This is a genomic window from Saccharothrix saharensis (assembly GCF_006716745.1).
GTDB lineage: Bacteria > Actinomycetota > Actinomycetes > Mycobacteriales > Pseudonocardiaceae > Actinosynnema > Actinosynnema saharense.
In genome coordinates this window covers 5,957,692-5,973,373 of the sequence record NZ_VFPP01000001.1, presented here as the reverse complement: position 1 = coordinate 5,973,373, position 15,682 = coordinate 5,957,692, and the positions used below count along the sequence as shown (strand labels likewise).

At 72.2% G+C, this 15,682-nt stretch carries 14 protein-coding genes; 8 read left to right on the top strand and 6 right to left on the bottom strand.

From position 1 onward, the window contains the following. Window positions 1–169 precede the first annotated feature (169 nt). The 4 genes from FHX81_RS26910 (at window position 170) to FHX81_RS26895 (ending at window position 5,028) form a co-directional block, all read left to right on the top strand. The gene (locus FHX81_RS26910; protein WP_141980833.1) at window positions 170–1,123 is read left to right on the top strand and encodes an alpha/beta fold hydrolase; all 954 of its coding nucleotides are present in this window, start codon (window positions 170–172) and stop codon (window positions 1,121–1,123) included. A 62-nt stretch (window positions 1,124–1,185) separates the two neighbouring features. Continuing rightward, window positions 1,186–2,364, top strand: coding sequence for an acyl-CoA dehydrogenase family protein (locus tag FHX81_RS26905; protein WP_141980832.1), 1,179 nt, complete (start codon window positions 1,186–1,188; stop codon window positions 2,362–2,364). Between the two features lie 295 nt (window positions 2,365–2,659). Next, window positions 2,660–3,487: a p-hydroxycinnamoyl CoA hydratase/lyase gene (locus FHX81_RS26900; RefSeq protein WP_141980831.1), complete on the top strand. Its 828-nt coding sequence runs from the start codon at window positions 2,660–2,662 to the stop codon at window positions 3,485–3,487. After that, a complete protein-coding gene (locus FHX81_RS26895) occupies window positions 3,484–5,028 on the top strand; it encodes an AMP-binding protein (RefSeq protein WP_141980830.1) in 1,545 nt (514 codons plus the stop codon). The genes FHX81_RS26900 and FHX81_RS26895 overlap by 4 nt, the downstream gene beginning before the upstream one ends. A 328-nt stretch (window positions 5,029–5,356) precedes the next feature. Here the strand turns inward: FHX81_RS26895 and FHX81_RS26890 are convergent, their stop codons facing one another. After that, complete coding sequence (locus tag FHX81_RS26890) at window positions 5,357–6,025, bottom strand: hypothetical protein (protein WP_141980829.1); 669 nt, start codon at window positions 6,023–6,025, stop codon at window positions 5,357–5,359. 34 nt (window positions 6,026–6,059) lie between these two features. Between FHX81_RS26890 and FHX81_RS26885 the strand changes: the two genes are divergently transcribed. Continuing rightward, window positions 6,060–6,674 (top strand): TetR/AcrR family transcriptional regulator, encoded by a 615-nt coding sequence (locus FHX81_RS26885; protein WP_141980828.1) that lies wholly within the window; start codon window positions 6,060–6,062, stop codon window positions 6,672–6,674. Window positions 6,675–6,714: 40 nt separating this feature from the next. On the opposite strand, the gene FHX81_RS26880 is transcribed toward FHX81_RS26885, so the two are convergent. Then, window positions 6,715–7,767, bottom strand: a complete 1,053-nt coding sequence (locus tag FHX81_RS26880) for an amidohydrolase family protein (protein ID WP_211363573.1) — start codon at window positions 7,765–7,767, stop codon at window positions 6,715–6,717. Between the two features lie 172 nt (window positions 7,768–7,939). On the opposite strand from FHX81_RS26880, the gene FHX81_RS26875 reads away from it, so the two are divergent. Further along, the gene (locus FHX81_RS26875; RefSeq protein ID WP_141980827.1) at window positions 7,940–8,302 is read left to right on the top strand and encodes a MerR family transcriptional regulator; all 363 of its coding nucleotides are present in this window, start codon (window positions 7,940–7,942) and stop codon (window positions 8,300–8,302) included. 327 nt (window positions 8,303–8,629) lie between these two features. Further along, a complete protein-coding gene (locus tag FHX81_RS26870) occupies window positions 8,630–10,321 on the top strand; it encodes a DUF885 domain-containing protein (protein ID WP_211363572.1) in 1,692 nt (563 codons plus the stop codon). Here FHX81_RS26870 and FHX81_RS26865 read toward each other — a convergent pair. Next, entirely contained in the window at window positions 10,297–11,055 is a 759-nt protein-coding gene (locus tag FHX81_RS26865; RefSeq protein WP_141980826.1) for an ABC transporter permease, read from the bottom strand. The genes FHX81_RS26870 and FHX81_RS26865 overlap by 25 nt on opposite strands. Continuing rightward, on the bottom strand, window positions 11,052–11,972 hold the full coding sequence (locus tag FHX81_RS26860; protein ID WP_211363852.1) for an ATP-binding cassette domain-containing protein: 921 nt from the start codon (window positions 11,970–11,972) through the stop codon (window positions 11,052–11,054). The genes FHX81_RS26865 and FHX81_RS26860 overlap by 4 nt, the downstream gene beginning before the upstream one ends. A 108-nt stretch (window positions 11,973–12,080) precedes the next feature. Between FHX81_RS26860 and FHX81_RS26855 the strand changes: the two genes are divergently transcribed. Continuing rightward, the gene (locus tag FHX81_RS26855) at window positions 12,081–12,827 is read left to right on the top strand and encodes a TetR/AcrR family transcriptional regulator (RefSeq protein WP_141980824.1); all 747 of its coding nucleotides are present in this window, start codon (window positions 12,081–12,083) and stop codon (window positions 12,825–12,827) included. Between the two features lie 42 nt (window positions 12,828–12,869). Here FHX81_RS26855 and FHX81_RS26850 read toward each other — a convergent pair whose 3' ends face one another. Together FHX81_RS26850 and FHX81_RS26845 are read right to left on the bottom strand one after the other, a co-directional pair. Further along, on the bottom strand, window positions 12,870–13,337 hold the full coding sequence (locus tag FHX81_RS26850; protein ID WP_170232185.1) for a DUF417 family protein: 468 nt from the start codon (window positions 13,335–13,337) through the stop codon (window positions 12,870–12,872). Window positions 13,338–13,514: 177 nt separating this feature from the next. Beyond that, entirely contained in the window at window positions 13,515–15,644 is a 2,130-nt protein-coding gene (locus FHX81_RS26845) for a putative bifunctional diguanylate cyclase/phosphodiesterase (protein ID WP_141980822.1), read from the bottom strand. Window positions 15,645–15,682 lie beyond the last annotated feature (38 nt).

Sequence of the window (15,682 nt, the reverse complement as noted above, 5' to 3'; positions counted from 1 at the left end):
AAGAGATCGCCCGGCAACTCGCGGTCTAGCATGAATTGAGTAGCGCATTGCCGGGGGGCGCGCCACCGCAGCACGGCCTAGACCGTTGGCGGGCGCCATTTCGAAATATGTCCGGAGCGATATCAACGCACCGCCATCCCGTGATCCACTCTTCAGGAAGGCACGGAACATGACCACGGACAAAGACCGCGCGGCCACGTCCGGCCCGACGTCGGAAGGCACGACGTCGGACGTCCCGGGCGATGCCGAACTCGCCCGTTCGCTGGACGGCGACTTCCGCAGCGAGCACATCACCGTGAACGGCCTGCGCCTGCACCACGTGGCGGGCGGCAGCGGCCGGCCGCTGATCCTCCTGCCCGGCTTCCCGCAGACCTGGTGGGAGTTCCGCAAGGTCATGCCCGCCCTCGCCGCCGCGGGCCGCCGGGTGATCGCGGTGGACCTGCCCGGCATGGGCGGCTCGGACAAGCCCGCCACCGGCTACGACAAGAAGACGATCGCCAAGGTGATCCACGACTTCGCCCGGGCGCTCGGCCACGACCAGGTCGACGTCGCCGGCCACGACATCGGCTCGATCGTCGCGTTCAGCCTCGCGGTCAACCACCCGGAGCTCGTCCGCAAGGTCGCGCTGCTGGACGTGGTCCACCCGGACGAGTCGATGTACCAGATCCGCATGCTGCCGACGCCCGGCTTCCCCTTCCACCCCTGGTGGTTCGCCTTCAACCAGGTGCCGGACCTGCCCGAGAAGCTGCTCGCCGGCCGCACCCGCCACCTGGTCGACTGGATGTTCGACAGCTTCCTGGTCGACCGCGACGCCGTCGACGACTTCGACCGGGCCGTGTTCGCCCAGCGCCTCGACTCACCCGAGGCGATCTTCGGCGCCAAGGCCTACTACGCGACGTTCGGCCAGGACATCGAGGACCTCAAGACCTACGGCAAGGTGACCGCGCCGGTGCTCGGCCTGGTCTCCAACCTCGGCGACGGCCTGTTCGCCGCGCAGATGCAGGCCACGCTGCCCGGCCAGGCCACCGACGTCAAGGTCGTCGTGGTGCCGGAGGCGGGCCACTACTTCCTCGAGGAAGCGCCCCGGTTCGTGGTCGACCAGTTCACCCACTTCTTCGACTGATCACCCGGCACGACGCCGAACCCCACCCGGCCTCGGCCGGCAGACACGTTACGGAGCAGTGCATGCACACCACCACCGCACCTTCGCGGGAAGAGCTGATCGGCCGGGCCACCGAACTCGTGCCCATGCTGAGCAAGAACGCCTTGTGGCAGGAGGAGAACCGCACCCTGCACCAGGACACGATCGACGCCCTGACCGGGTCCGGGCTGCTGCGGCTGACCCTCCCGGCCCGGTACGGCGGGTACGAGGCCGACACCACCACGGTGGTCGACGTGCTGTCGGAGCTGGCGCTGGGCGACGGCGCGGCCAGCTGGGTCGGCACGGTGTGGACCATCAGCACCTGGCTGACCGGCCTGTTCCCGGACCACGTCCAGGACGAGGTCTTCGGCTCGGGCGACGTCCGGATCAGCGGCACCTTCGCGCCCAGCGCGGTCGGCGTGCCGACGGCGGGCGGGATCGTGCTCAACGGCAGGTGGGGCTTCAACTCCGCCGCGCCGCAGAGCACCTGGAACGCCCACGCCGCCGTCCGCGTGGTCGAGGGGCGGCAGCCGGAGCCGATCGTGGTCCTGGTGCCCATGTCGGACCTGGAGGTCGTCGACGACTGGCACGCGTCGGGCATGCGCGGCAGCGGCAGCGTCACCACCGTCGCCAAGGACGTCTTCGTGCCGGACGCGCGCGTGCTGCCGATGATGCCGGTGCTGCTGGAGGGACGGCACAGCTCGGAGCTGAACGCGAAGTCGCCGCTGTGGCAGATCCCGTTCCTGCCGTGGGCGAGCGCCGTGACGACGGGGACGCACCACGGCCTGGCGCGCGCCGCGTACGCGGCCTTCATGGAGCGCCTGCCCACCCGCAAGATCACCTACACCGACTACGAGCACCAGTCCCACGCCCCGCTCACGCACCTGCAGGTCGCCGACGCCACGGCGCGCATCGACGAGGCGGGCTTCCACGCCCACCGCGTGGCGTCCTTGGTGGACCGCAAGGTCGGCGAGCCGTGGTCGGTGCTCGAGCGCGTCAGCGCCCGCCTCGACCTCGGGCTCACCGTGCAGCGGGCCCGCGAGGCGATCGACGTCCTGGCCAACGCCAGCGGCGCGTCGTCGGTGCTGAGCACCGTGCCGATCCAGCGCATCGCGCGCGACAGCCAGACCATCGCCATGCACGCCTACCACCACGCGGACACGAACCTGGAGCTGTACGGCCGGGTCGTCTGCGGCCTGGAGCCCAACACCCAGTTCCTGTGATGCCGGTGGAGCTCCCTGCCGCGCCGCCGCGCCGCAGGGAGCTCCGTCGCATTTCCGCCAATTCACGCTCTGCCGGTTCGACCGAGCGTGACCACCACACTCCTATTCGTGACGACGCTCGGCGATATTCGCGCGCCACTGGACTGGGAAATAGGAAATTGCACAGCGCGCAAATCACTCCGCGAGTCCCCGACATGCAGCAAGGCAAGGTGAGAGAAGTAATCGGGTGGACCCGGGGTGATGCTCGGTATTGAAGAACGCTGTCGCAATCGAGCGCAATAAGAAAGGCCACCACATGATCACGCTGGATACCGTGACCCTGGAGATCGAGGGGCCCACGGCCACGATCCACCTGAATCGGCCGGACAAGAAGAACGCGATGAACCCGCAGATGCACCGGGACATGAACGCGGCCTTGGACGCCATCGAGGACGCCGGCACCGTGAAGGCGGTCGTCATCACCGGCAGCGGCGACAGCTTCAGCGCCGGCATGGACCTGGAGGAGTGCTTCCTGCAGCCGTTCGACGACCCGCAGCTGTTCTACAAGACGAACCTGGTGGCGCTGCGCTGGTTCCAGCGCCTGAAGGCCTTCCCCGCCGTGACCATCGCCAAGGTCAACGGCTTCGCCTTCGGCGGCGGCTTCCTGGTGGCCGGCCTGTGCGACCTCGCGGTCACCGACGAGGCCGCGCTGTTCGGCCTGTCGGAGATCAACTTCGGCATCTTCCCGGCGGGCGGCGCCACCTGGGCGGCCACCCACAACCTGCCGCGCAAGAAGGCGCTGTACTACATCCTCACCGGCGACACGATGACCGGCGCGCAGGCCGCCGAGCACGGCCTGGTGAACTTCGCCGTGCCCGCCGACCAGCTCGACGCGGTGACGGACAAGGTGGTCCGCAAGATCGTCAAGAAGAACCCGGTGACGCTGACGCTGGCCAAGCAGGTCTACGAGCGCACCACCCAGCTCGACCTGCCCGCCGCGATCGACTACGACCAGGCGAAGCTGTGGGAGCTGTCCCGCCTGAGCGGCAACGAGTGGATCACCGTGGCGCTCAAGCAGTTCGAGAAGCGCGCCTACCAGCCGGGTCTGTCCACCTACCACCGGCCGGCCGAGGTGAGAGCATGACCATCGCGGGCCCGGACGTCGAAATACCGCGGACGTCGATCACGTCGTTCGTCCTGCGGCACGCGCACGAACACGGTTCCCGGATCGCGACGACCGACGTCTCGCGCGGCACGTCCTACACGTTCGCGGAACTGGCGTCGCAGATCCGGCGCGGTGCCCGCGGCCTGCGGGAGCTGGGGTTGCGGACGGGCGACGTGCTCGCCGTCCTGGCCCCGAACGTGCCGGAGTACCCGATCGCCTACCACGCCGCCGCGCTGGCCGGTGGCACCGTGGTCGCCCTCAACCCGCTCGACACGTCCGACGACCTGGTCGACCGCCTGGAGGAGGCGGGTGCCCGGTTCCTGGTGACCGTGCCGCACGAGATGCCGAAGGTGCGCGCCTTCCTCGACCGCACGGACGTCGAGCAGGTCGTCGTCCTGGGCGAGGCGGACGGCGCGACACCGTTCGCCGCGCTGGTGGCCCACGACGAGATCGTGGAGACCGCGCTCGACCCGTCCGAGGACGTGGTGACCGTGCTGCACTCCAGCGGCAGCACCGGTCTGCCGAAGGGCGTGCTGCTGACGCACCGCAACATGATCGCGAAGGCGCTGCTCACCAGCCTGGTCGCGCCGACCGGTCCGGGCGAGCGGGCGCTGGCGATGCCGCCGTTCCACCACGCGTTCGGGCTGTCCATGATGATGAACGCGAGCCTGCACCAGGGCACCACGCTCGTCACCATGGAGCGGTTCGACCCGGAGGCGTTCCTCAGTGCGATCGAGGAGCACCGCATCACGCGCCTTTACATCGTGCCGACGATCGCCGTGCTACTGGCGAAGAGCCCGCTGGTCGACCGGTACGACCTGTCTTCGTTGCGGTCGATCGTCTCCGGTGGCGCGTCGCTCGACCCGCGGATCGCCCGGCTGGTGCGGGAGCGGATCGGCTGCGACATCGGCCAGGGCTACGGCCTGACGGAGGCGATGGTCTCGTTCATGCAGTCGCCGGACACCACCACGGGGTCCGTCGGCCGCACCGCGCCCGGCGTCGAGTGCAAGATCGTGGACACCGACAGCGGGGCCGAGTTGGGTCGCGGCGAGCACGGCGAGGTCCTGATCCGCGGGCCGCACGTGATGAAGGGCTACCTGAACGCGCCCGAGGCCACCCGGCGGGTGCTGGAGCCGGACGGGTTCCTGCACACCGGGGACCTCGGCTACGTCGACGACGACGGCGAGCTGTTCATCGTCGACCGCATCAAGGAGCTCATCAAGTACAAGGGCCAGCAGGTGTCGCCGGTCGAGCTGGAGGCGATCCTGATGCGGCACCCCAAGATCGCGGACGCGGCCGTCATCGGCGTCCCCGACGAGGAGTCGAGCGAGATCCCCAAGGGGTTCATCGTGACCGCCGAGGTCGTCACGGCCCAGGAGATCATGGACTGGGTGGCCGAGCGCGTCGCGCCGTACAAGAAGATCCGCCAGATCGAGTTCATCGACAAGATCCCGCGCACGCCGGTCGGCAAGATCGAACGGCGAACGCTCAGCGCGCGTGCGCTGGCGGCAACCGGCTGAGCGCCGCACGGGGAACGACGGGGGTCGGCTGTGGTCCGGGCGGTGCTTCCGCGCCGTTCTCGGGGGGATTTCCGCTGATACCGCGCCCCAGCGCCGAGTCGGCGAGCGCGCGGGTATCCGCAAGACTTCACGCACGCGGGCGCACCGCGTCCCGGGTCCGATGTGGACCCAGGGGGGAAATCCACCACTGCACGCAGTGCCCCCGGCAGCGCGGAACGCGCGCCGGAGATGGCGCAGGACCAGGGCCGGGGTTCGGCGGCTCGCGGTCCGACCGGGCGTGGTGCGGCTGGATACGGGTCGATCCAGCCGCCCCGCCACCCCGGCGGGACTACTCCCCCGTCGCCCGCCGGATCAGGGCGGTGGAGTAGGCGACGATCCAGGCGACCCACAGCAGCCAGCCGGTGAGGCCGAGCAGTCCGAGCGGGCCGGCGTGCCGCACGATCCACGGGGTCAGGGTGGCCGAGGAGAACAGCAGGGCGGCCGAGAGCAGGCCGAGCCCGGCGTGCCACCGGGCGATCAGGCCGGCGTGCCGCCCGGCGAGGGACAGGCCGAGCAGGGCCAGGGCGAGGAAGACGCCGTTCAGGGTGAACAGGGCGTCGTGGAGGGGCCACAGCACGCCGGTGGGGTCGTCGACGAGGGCCAGGCGGAGGGCTGTCACGCCGGCGAAGGCGCCGTTCTGCAGCAGCACGCCCGCGAAGCCGACGAGGGACCAGGCCGCGCCGCGGTCGCGGTCGGACCGCCACAGCGCCGCGACGGCACCGGCCGCGAAGACGGTGGACAGGACCCAGGCGGCCGGGGTGAGGGCGGACGTGAGGCCGACGACGGCGCGGTTGGCCGAGAAGTAGGCGACGGCGTCGGCGGTGTCGGCGCCGGTCGGGGGCAGGCCGGTGGGCACCACGATGACGTTGGCCAGCACGATCAGGGTGGCGAAGCCGAGGCCGGCGAAGCCCGCGACCCGGACGAACGGGCCGGCCGGCGTATTGGCTTTAGTGGGCATAAAATGAATATAGTCAGCATCAAGGGGTAGCCGGATGGACAAGCGTCGCTACGACTCGTTGCGGCGGGTGGCCCAGGCGCGGGAGACGCGGGCGGAGATCGCACGCGCGGCGCGCCGGCTCTTCGTCGCCCGCGGTTGGGCGGCCACCACCGTGCGCGCGGTGGCCGAGGAGGCGCAGGTCTCGGTCCCGACGGTGTACGCGGCGTACGGGGACAAGGCGGGCCTGGTGCGTGCCATCGCCGACGCCACCGCTCTCTCCGCCGACGTGGCGGGGATGCTGGCCGAACTGGAGGACGACGCCGCCGGCCCACCCCGCCAACTGGCCGCGATGGCCGCTTACGACCGTCGGTTGTTCGAGCGGTCGGGGGACGTGATCGCGCTGGTGCGCGAAGCGGGCCGCACCGACCCGGCACTGGCCGCCGCCTACGTCGAGGGCCGGCGCCGCGGCGACGACACCCGCGTCCAGGTGTTCTCCTCCTGGCCGGACGGCACACTGCGCCCTGGACTGGACGTGCGGACGGCCGTCGACGTCTACGCGGCCCTGTGCAACGTCGACGTCTACACCACCCTGACCGTCGAACGCTCCTGGCCCGCGGACCGGGTGGAGCGGTGGTGGTCCGACACCCTGGCCCGCGAACTGCTGGCGTGACGGCCGGGGAGGGTGGCGGCGGCGCGGGTCCCGCGGCGGGTCACCCGGTGCGGCGCACCCGCACCGGCCGCCCGCGCAGGATCACGGCGATCGGGTGCGCGAGCTGGTCCAGGTCGGTCCTCGGGTCCTCGGCGTAGACCACCGCGTCGGCGGGCGCGCCCGGTTCCAGGCCCGGCAGCCCCAGGTACGCGCGGGCGTCCCAGGAGGCGGCGGCGAGGGCGTCGTGCGGGCGCATCCCGGCGCCGGCCAGCGCGCGCACCTCGTCGAGGATCCGGCCGTGCGGCACCGAGTCCGTGCCCGCCAGCACCCGGACGCCCGCCTCGGCCGCCGCGGCGACGAGGTGGGGGTGGGCTCGCGCGCCGCGCACGTACCACCGCTTGGCGGGGCTGTCGGGGCGGCTGCGCACCTCGGGCAACGACTGCCGCATGACGGACAGGGTCGGCGTCAGGGCGGTGCCCTGCTCGGCCATCCGCGCCAGCAACCCGGGGTCCATCGACATCCCGTGCTCCACCGAGTCGGCCCCGGCCAGCACGGCGACCTCGCCGCCCGCCGCCTGCTGCGTGTGCACGGCGACCCGGCCGCCCACCGCGTGCACCGCCTCCACCACGGCGGTCATCACGTCCAGCGGAACGGGTTCGCCGTTCGACCGCCAGTCGCCGATGACCTTCGCCCAGCCGGTGCGCGCCGCCTGCGCCGCGGCGATCGAGGGCAGCTCGGCGTGGTCGGCGCGCCGTCCCCAGCCGTCGAAGAACTGGCCGTGCTGCGCCAACCAGGGACCGGCGTGCCACGCGCGGGGCGTCTCCGGGTCCACCCCGAACCACGGCGGCGGCTCGTCGGCCAGGCCGGGCGCGCGGATCACCGTCACGCCGGCGTCCACGTGCTGCCGGAGGTGGTCGCGCAGCACCCCGTGGTCGAGCCGGTCGCCGGGTGCCTCCGCGCCGGGGTGCGTGTGCGCGTCCACCAACCCGGGCAGCAGCCAGCCCTCGGCGACCAGGTCGGCGTTCGGCACGGGTCCGGTGGTCCACCGGTCGCCGTCGGCGCAGAGGTCCACGTGCTCGCCGTGCGGCAGGGCACGACCTCGAATCCGGATCACCGGTCCACTTCTACACCCCTCGGCACGCCGGAGCCTCGATCCTCCGGTGACGGGCGTGCGGTTCGACGGGCGCAGCCGGCCGAGACGGGCGGGGCGAACGGGCTTGTGGCCGTCATGCGACTGCGGTAGAGGTTGACATCAGTGTCAGGTTCGAGTCGCGGCGGGGTGGGTCATGCGGATCGGTGAGCTGGCCGAGCGCACCGGGGTCAGCGTGCGGTCGTTGCGGTACTACGAGCAGCAGGGGCTGTTGGCGTCCGACCGCACCACCGGCGGCCACCGCGAGTACCCGGAGCGCGCGGTGGACCGGGTCATCCGCATCCAGGAGCTCTTCGCCGCCGGGCTCAACAGCAAGAAGATCGCGGCGATGCTGCCGTGCATGCGGGACGTGGACGGCGGGCCGTCCGAGATCGCCACGCCCCGGCTGGTGGACGACCTGACCGCCGAACGGGCGCGCATCGACCGGCTGATCACCGACCTGGTGCGGTCGCGGGACGTGCTGGACGAGGTGATCGACGCGGCGTCGGGGCGGCGGTGACGGCTACCCGGCCAGGGCCCACCCGTTGCGGTTGCGGGTCCTGCGGCTGTGCGCCCGGCAGGAGCTGACCGACGAGCGGTTGGCGCAACGCCTGGGCCGCTACCCCGGCACCGTGCCGTACCGCGTGCGCCAACTGGCGGCGGCCGGCTCCCTGGAACCGGGTGAGGTGCGCACCGGTCCCAGCGGTGCCTCGGAGAAGCCCCACCGCTCGACGGTGTCTCGTGGTGGCCGGACGGCCCGCTGGTCGGGACGGCCGGCGGCACCGCGCCGTGGGAGGGCGTTCCAGGAGGACCGGCGGAGCCCGTCGGCGCCGTGCCGGAGGAGTACGTGGCCACCGACGACCAACGCCGCCACCTGCCGCCGCACGGAGGGATCGTCGTCGTCCACCGGATGGAGGACTGGCGCGGCCGGCTCCGGCGGCGGTGCCGCCGGCCGGCCGGCACCATCGGTGGGGTGGCGGAGGTCGATCGGATCGCCGACGAGTTGCACCGGGCCGTGACGGCGCGGTTCCCCGTGGTGGCCACGCTGCTCGGGGTGCCCGGCTACGACGACCGGCTCACGGACTACTCGGAGGAGGGCGACGAGCGGTTCGCCGAGGAGCTGCGGGACATCGCCGCGCGGGCCGAAGCCGTCGATCCGGGGCCGTTGGCGGTGACCGACCGGGTGACCCGGACCATGATCGGGCAGCAGGCGTCCGCGTTGCGGGACCAGGTGGCGCAGCGGTGGGTGGAGTTCACCGTCAGCGACCTCATCCTGACGCCGGTGCCGATCCTGCTGCACGCGCTGGCCGACGCGCGGTTGGACACCGGGCAGCGGCGCGCCGACCACGAGCGCCGGTTGGCCGCGATGCCCGCGTTCTTCGACACCCTCGCGCGACGGCACCGGGACGGCATCCGCGCGGGGCGGCGGCCGGTGGCCAGGTTGGTGCGGCAGGCCATCGCCCAGCTCGACGCCAACGCCCACCTGCCCGGCGTGCGCGAGTACCGGGACGCGCTGGCCGCCGACGTGCTGCCGCACGGGCGTGACGACGACCGGGCCGGCGTGTGCCACCTGCCCGGCGGCGAGGAGCTGTACGCGGCGGCGGCCCGGCGCCACACCACCACCGACCTGACCCCCGACCGGTTGCACGACATGGGGTTGGAGGTGCTGGACGGCCTCGCCGAGGAGTACGCGGTGCTGGGCCGGGAGGTGTTCGGCACGTCCGACGTCCACGAGGTGTTCGCCGGGTTGCGCGACGTCCCGAAGTGGCGCGGCGCGGACGAGATGCTCACCGCCGCCCGCGCCGCCGTGCGCCGCGCCGAGGCCGCCGCGCCGGCGTGGTTCCGCGCCGTGCCGGCCGAGCGGTGCGCGGTGCGCCCCTACCCGGAGGGCACACCGGCCACGACTCCCCCGTCGTACCTGGCGGGCACCGTCGACGGGTCGCGGCCGGGCACCTACTCGGTGAACCCGGCCCAGCTCGACGGCAGGCACACGGCCGAAGCGCCGGCGTTCCACGAGACCGTGCCGGGGCACCACTTCGACGGCGCACGGCGGATGGCGCGCACCGACCTGTCGGTGTGGCGGCGCACCGCGGGCGTCAGCGCGTTCGCCGAGGGCTGGGCGCTGTACGCCGAGCGCCTCGCCGACGAGATGGGCTTGTACTCCGACGCGCTGTCGCGGCTGGGCATGCTCACGTTCGACTCGATGCGCGCCGGGCGGCTCGTGGTGGACACCGGGTTGCACGCGTTCGGCTGGACCAGGGACCGCGCCGTGGAGTTCCTGCGCGCCACCACGCCGATGGCCGAGCACCTCGTCCAGTCCGAAGTGGACCGCTACCTGGCCGACCCCGGTCAAGCCCTGGCGTACATGGTCGGCCGGTTGGAGGTCCAGCGGTTGCGGCGCGACGCCGAACGACGCCTGGGTGGCGCGTTCGACGTCCGCGACTTCCACGAGGTCGTGCTGTCCGAGGCCCGCGTGCCGCTGTCCACGTTGGCCGACCTCGTCCGGTCCTGGGTTCAGTCGTCGACCCGGCGCCGGTAGAGCGCGGTGGCCAGGGTGAACGACGCCAGGAGCAGACCCGCGGACCACGCCAGCGCGATCCCGCCCCGGTCGCCGATCGGGGTGCCGGTGAGCAGGCCGCGCACGGTCTCGATGATCGGCGTGATCGGCTGGTGCTCGCTGACGCCCCGCAGGAACGCCGGCATCGTGTCCGTGGGCACGAAAGCGCTGCTCAGGTACGGCAGGAACAGCATGAGGAAGCTCATCGCGCTGGCCGACTCGACCGACTTCGCCACCGCGCCCAACCCCGCCGCCAGCCAGGACAGCGCCAGCACGTAGAGCAGCAGCAACCCGGCCGCGGCGAGCCACTCCAGCGGCGTCGCGGACGGCCGGAAGCCCATCGCGACCGCCGCGCCGACCACCACGGTGGTGGACAGGGCGTTGCGCGCGATGCTGGCCGTGACGTGCCCGGTCAGCACGGCGGAGCTGCGGATCGGCATGGACCGCAGCCGGTCGATCATGCCGCTGTTCATGTCGTCGGCCACGGACATCGCGGTGGACGCCGCGCCGTACCCGGTGCACAGCAGGATGATGCCGGGCACGACGTAGTTGATGTACCCGGTGCCGGTGTTGATCGCGCCGCCGAAGACGTACACGAACAACGCCATCATCAACAGCGGCAGGACGATCGACATGATCAGCGTGTCGGCGTTGCGCCGGCTCAGCCGGATGCTGCGGCCGATCATGGTCATCGAGTCGGCGATGGCGTGGCTCATGCCGGCACTCCTTCACGGGCGGTCAGGGCGAGGAAGACGTCGTCGAGGGTCGGGCGGTGCGAGGAGACCTGGGCGGGCACGACGGCGGCGGCGCGCAGGTCGTCCAGCACGGTGTGCAGGTGCCTGGCGGAGCCGTCGGACGGGACGCTGAGCACCAGCCGCTCGTGGTCGGTGAAGCCGCCGAGCAGCGCGGCCGCGTGGTCGAGCGCGGCGGCGGAGGTGAAGCGCAGGTCGAGCCGGTCGCCGCCGACCCGGGCCTTGAGGTCGTCCGCGGTGCCGTGGGCGGCGACCTTCCCCTTGTCCACCACCATGATCCGGTCGGCGAGGCGGTCGGCCTCCTCCAGGTACTGCGTGGTGAGGAAGATCGTGGTGCCGGTGCGGACGAGGTCGCGGATGGCGTCCCACATGGTCGTGCGGCTGGCCGGGTCGAGCCCGGTCGTGGGCTCGTCCAGGAAGATCACCCTCGGTGTGGCGACCAGGCTCATGGCCAGGTCGAGCCGCCGGCGCATGCCGCCCGAGTAGGTCTTGACCCGGCGGTCGGCGGCGGCGACGAGGTCGAACCGCTCCAGCAGCTCGGCGGCACGGGCCTTGGCGCCCGCCCGGCCCAGGTGCATGAGCCTGCCGACCACGACCAGGTTCTCCCGGCCGGTCTGCTCGGCGTCCACGGCCGCGTACTGGCCGGTCAGGCTGATCACCCGGCGGACCTCGGCCGGTTCGCGCGCGACGTCGAACCCGGCCACCCGCAGCCGGCCGGCGTCCGGGCGCGACAGCGTGGACAGGATCCGGATGGTGGTCGTCTTGCCCGCGCCGTTGGGACCGAGCAACGCGAAGACCGACCCCTCGGCGACCTCCAGGTCTATCCCGTCCAGCACCACGTTCGACCCGTACGCCTTGCGCAGGCCGGTCACCTCGACGATCTTCACCGCTCCCCCTTATGTGTATGGAGTACGCGAAAGAGCGTAGCTGATACGCAGTTAGTCGCGGTAGCCCTAGACTCGACCCCGCGGTCCGAGGAGAGGGTGGAGATGACGGACGAGACCGGCCTGCCGGCGGAGATCGCGCTGCTCTGGGGGTTGCGCGAGGCGCCGCGGCGCGGCCGAAAACCGTCCCTGACGGTGCAGGACGTCACGCGGGCGGCGATCGAGGTCGCCGACGCCGAGGGGCTCGGCGCGGTGTCGATGGCCCGGGTCGCCCAGCAGCTGGGCAACTCCACGATGGCGCTCTACCGGTACGTGGAGAGCAAGGAGTCGCTGCTCAAGCTGATGGCCGACGCCGCGCTGGACGAACCGCCGGTGCTGCCCGCGGACGGCGACTGGCGGACCGGGCTCACCACGTGGACGACGTGCGTGCTGGAGTCGCTGCGCAAGCACCCCTGGTACTCGCGGATCCCGCTGCACGGCCCACCGGCCGGGCCGCGCAACCTCGCCTGGTTCGACAGCGGGCTCAGCGCGCTCGCCGGCACGCCGCTGGAGGAGGGCGAGAAGGTCGGCGTCGTGATGGGGCTGATCACCCTCGTGCACGGCCAACTGCGCTTCAGCGTGGAGCTGGCGGAAGGCTTCCAGGACAACCCGGAGGCGTTCGGCCGCACGTACTCGCACGCGTTGAAGACCGTGGTCGACCCGCGCCGGATGCCGGCGCTGAGCCGGGTCGTCGCCGCCGGCGTGTTCGACCACGACGAGCTCTACGACGAGAGCGACGTGGACGAGGAGTTCACCTTCGGCCTGAACCTGTACCTCGACGGCGTGGCCGCCTACCTGGCCCGCCGGGCGTGATGGGTGCTGCGGGGCCGGTCGGGGCCCCGCAGCACCGCGCGATCACCGCCGGGCGACGTCGGCCCGAGCCACCCGCTGCCGCACGGGTGCGTCGGCCGACATGACCGCGAGGCCCGCCGTGATCAGGACCAGGTTCTTGACCACGAACTCACCGGTCATGGTCAGCAGCAGCGGGTTGCCCGTCTGGAACGCGACGGACGGCTGCACCACCAGCGTCGAGAACGTCCCGGCCAGGTGGAGCACGACCAGCAGCGCCACCCAGCGCAACCGGAACCCCACCACCAGGGCGATGCCCAACACCACTTCCACCAGGCCGAGCGCGACCACGAAGGCGCCCGGGTGGAGCCACGGAACGGTCCGCGCGACGAGGTCGGCGACCGGCGTCGTGCCGGTCACCTTGAGCGCGCCGAACCACACGAAGACCACGCCGAGCGAGCCCCGCAGCAGGGGGATGCTCAGCGTCCGCAAGGCGTTCACGGGCGCATCCAGGCGGGACGGGAACTCCGTCATCCACATCACTTCCTTCGCGTGCGGGACCACGTCGACCCGCCTGCGGGAGGAAGGCCCGTGCCGCGGTCCACACTGACCGGAACAGTTCTGGGAGCGCTCCCAGAACTGTAACGGTAAGGAAACGCGCTGTGAAGTGTTGATTCCACGCCGTCCCGGATGGCGGACTGCCCGGTCGGCCTAGTCGTACCACTCGACGGGGTCGTGGAACCCGCCCGCCGGCATCGGGTCGCCGAAGAACGGACCGGTGCCCGCGACCGCGCCGGCGGCCCGCCACCACTCGACCTGCTCGCGCGTCTCCAGCCCGTCCACCAGCACCCGCGCGCCCGCCCGGCGGACGACCGCCACCAGGTCGACCAGGAAGTCGGCGTCACCGCGGGCTTGCCGCGCGACGAGCCGCCGCGCCACCCGCACCGACCTGATCGGCAGCTCGGCGGCCACCGCGAGGTCGTCCGGCCCGAGCCCGAAGTCGTCCAACGACGTGCCGACGCCCAACTCGGCCAGCACGGTCAGGTTGTCCACCGCGTCGGACTCGGCGAGCGCCGCCACCGGCACCCCGATCGTCAACCGCGACGCGGGCAGCCCCGTGTCACCCAATACCCGGCGCACCCGCCGGACCAGGTCCCCGTCCCGCGACTGGTGCCTGGTCAGCCCGACGTGCAGCGGCACGGTGGACCCGGAGCCCTGGCCCCACCACCGCACCTGGCCGCACGCGGTGGCGAGCTGCCACTCGCCCAGCGGCAGGATCAGACCCGTCCGCTCGGCCAGCGCCGCGCACGTGGCGTGGTCCAGCCGGTCGTCCCCGCGGTCCCAGCACAGCGTCGCCGCCACGCCCACCAGCGCCCGGTCGGCCAGCGACACCACCGGGTGGTAGCGCACGTCGACCTCGCCCTGCTCCCACGCACCCGGCATGGCGACGGCCAGCGCGTCGACCCGCCGCTCCTGCGCGTCCTGCCCCTCGTGGAACAACGCCCACTGGCCGCGCCCGCCCGCCTTCGCCCGCCGCAACGCCTGCTCGGCGGCCCGCATCACGTCCGCGGGTGCCCAGTCCGGCGGCGGTCGCCGCACCACGCCGACGCTGACCGAGACGGCCAGGCCGACGTCGTCGAAGTAGACCGGCTCGGCCAGCTCGCGGTTGAGCTCGGCCACCGTGGTCGCCACGTCCGGCGTGGTGGCGGTGTTCTCGACCAGGACGGCGAACTCGTCGCCGTCGAACCGGGCGATCATCGCCTTCTCCCGCGCCAGCACGGCCCTCAACCGCTGCGAGACGTGCACCAGCAGCCGTTCGCCGGTGGGCCGGCCGAGGCTGTTGCACACCACGCCGAACGCGTCGACGTCGAGGTGGAACAGGCTGATCCCGCGCACCGGGTCCGCCCGGCGCAGCGCGCTCTCCAGGTAGGTGGTGAAGTACTGGCGGTTCGGCAGCCCGGTCGACACGTCGTGCAGCGCCTGCCGGTTCAGCTCGGCTTGGAGCAGCATCAGCTCGGTGCCGTCCTCGACCACCGCGACGAAGTGGCCCGGCTGGTCGTCCGCGCCGCGCAGCAGCGACACGGTCAGCGAGATCCGGGCGACGTCACCGTCCTTGCGCAGCAACCGCTGCGGCTGCCGGACCCGTTCCTGCTCACCCTTGAGCAGCGCGCCCATCGCCTCGCCGAGGACCCGGACCGACGCCGGGTGCACGAGGTCGAGCAGGGCGAAGCCGGTCAGCTCCTCGGTCGTGTAGCCGAGGATGTCACCGATCGCCGCGTTGGCCCGCACGATCCGCCCGGCCGGGTCGACGACCAGGATGCCACTGGTCGACGACGTGGCGACCTCCTCGAACCGGGCTTCGCTCTCCCGCAGGTTCCACTGCGCGTCCCGGACGGCCTTGAGCAGCGACAGCTGCATCGACTCCTGCTGCTCGAACACCGCGCGCCTGCTCGCCGCCAGGAACCCCGACGACAACGCGCCCAGCACGGCCACGATCGGCTGCGCGTAACGCGCCACGGGTTGGAACTCGGTCAGTCCGAGCAGGCCTTTGCCGAGCACGTCGAGGGTGACGCGCAAGCCGTCCTCGCTGACGTACCCGAGCGCGACGAGCTGTTCGCCGATCCGCTCGGCCGGCCGGGGCGGTGTCGAACCGGGAGAGGCTTCCGCGTGCACCGCCGCGCACAGGTCGTCCAGGCGGTCGCGCATTTCGCGGTCGAGTTCGTCCCTGCTCAGCGCGACGACCACAGCGCCGCTGAGCAGGTACGACCACTTCCGCGCGAGGAGTTCCCGGCCACGTTCGGGTGGCGAGGCGGCCCCTTGCCTCTGACTGGGGATCGACATTCCCGTTGCCCTGTTGTGATATCGAGGATTCGCGGCAG

Coding starts and splice junctions, on each gene's coding strand:
- FHX81_RS26910 (WP_141980833.1), top strand. CDS start 170: ATGACCACGGACAAAGACCGCGCGGCCACGTCCGGCCCGACGTCGGAA.
- FHX81_RS26905 (WP_141980832.1), top strand. CDS start 1,186: ATGCACACCACCACCGCACCTTCGCGGGAAGAGCTGATCGGCCGGGCC.
- FHX81_RS26900 (WP_141980831.1), top strand. CDS start 2,660: ATGATCACGCTGGATACCGTGACCCTGGAGATCGAGGGGCCCACGGCC.
- FHX81_RS26895 (WP_141980830.1), top strand. CDS start 3,484: ATGACCATCGCGGGCCCGGACGTCGAAATACCGCGGACGTCGATCACG.
- FHX81_RS26890 (WP_141980829.1), bottom strand. CDS start 6,025: ATGCCCACTAAAGCCAATACGCCGGCCGGCCCGTTCGTCCGGGTCGCG.
- FHX81_RS26885 (WP_141980828.1), top strand. CDS start 6,060: ATGGACAAGCGTCGCTACGACTCGTTGCGGCGGGTGGCCCAGGCGCGG.
- FHX81_RS26875 (WP_141980827.1), top strand. CDS start 7,940: ATGCGGATCGGTGAGCTGGCCGAGCGCACCGGGGTCAGCGTGCGGTCG.
- FHX81_RS26865 (WP_141980826.1), bottom strand. CDS start 11,055: ATGAGCCACGCCATCGCCGACTCGATGACCATGATCGGCCGCAGCATC.
- FHX81_RS26855 (WP_141980824.1), top strand. CDS start 12,081: ATGACGGACGAGACCGGCCTGCCGGCGGAGATCGCGCTGCTCTGGGGG.
- FHX81_RS26850 (WP_170232185.1), bottom strand. CDS start 13,337: ATGACGGAGTTCCCGTCCCGCCTGGATGCGCCCGTGAACGCCTTGCGG.
- FHX81_RS26845 (WP_141980822.1), bottom strand. CDS start 15,644: ATGTCGATCCCCAGTCAGAGGCAAGGGGCCGCCTCGCCACCCGAACGT.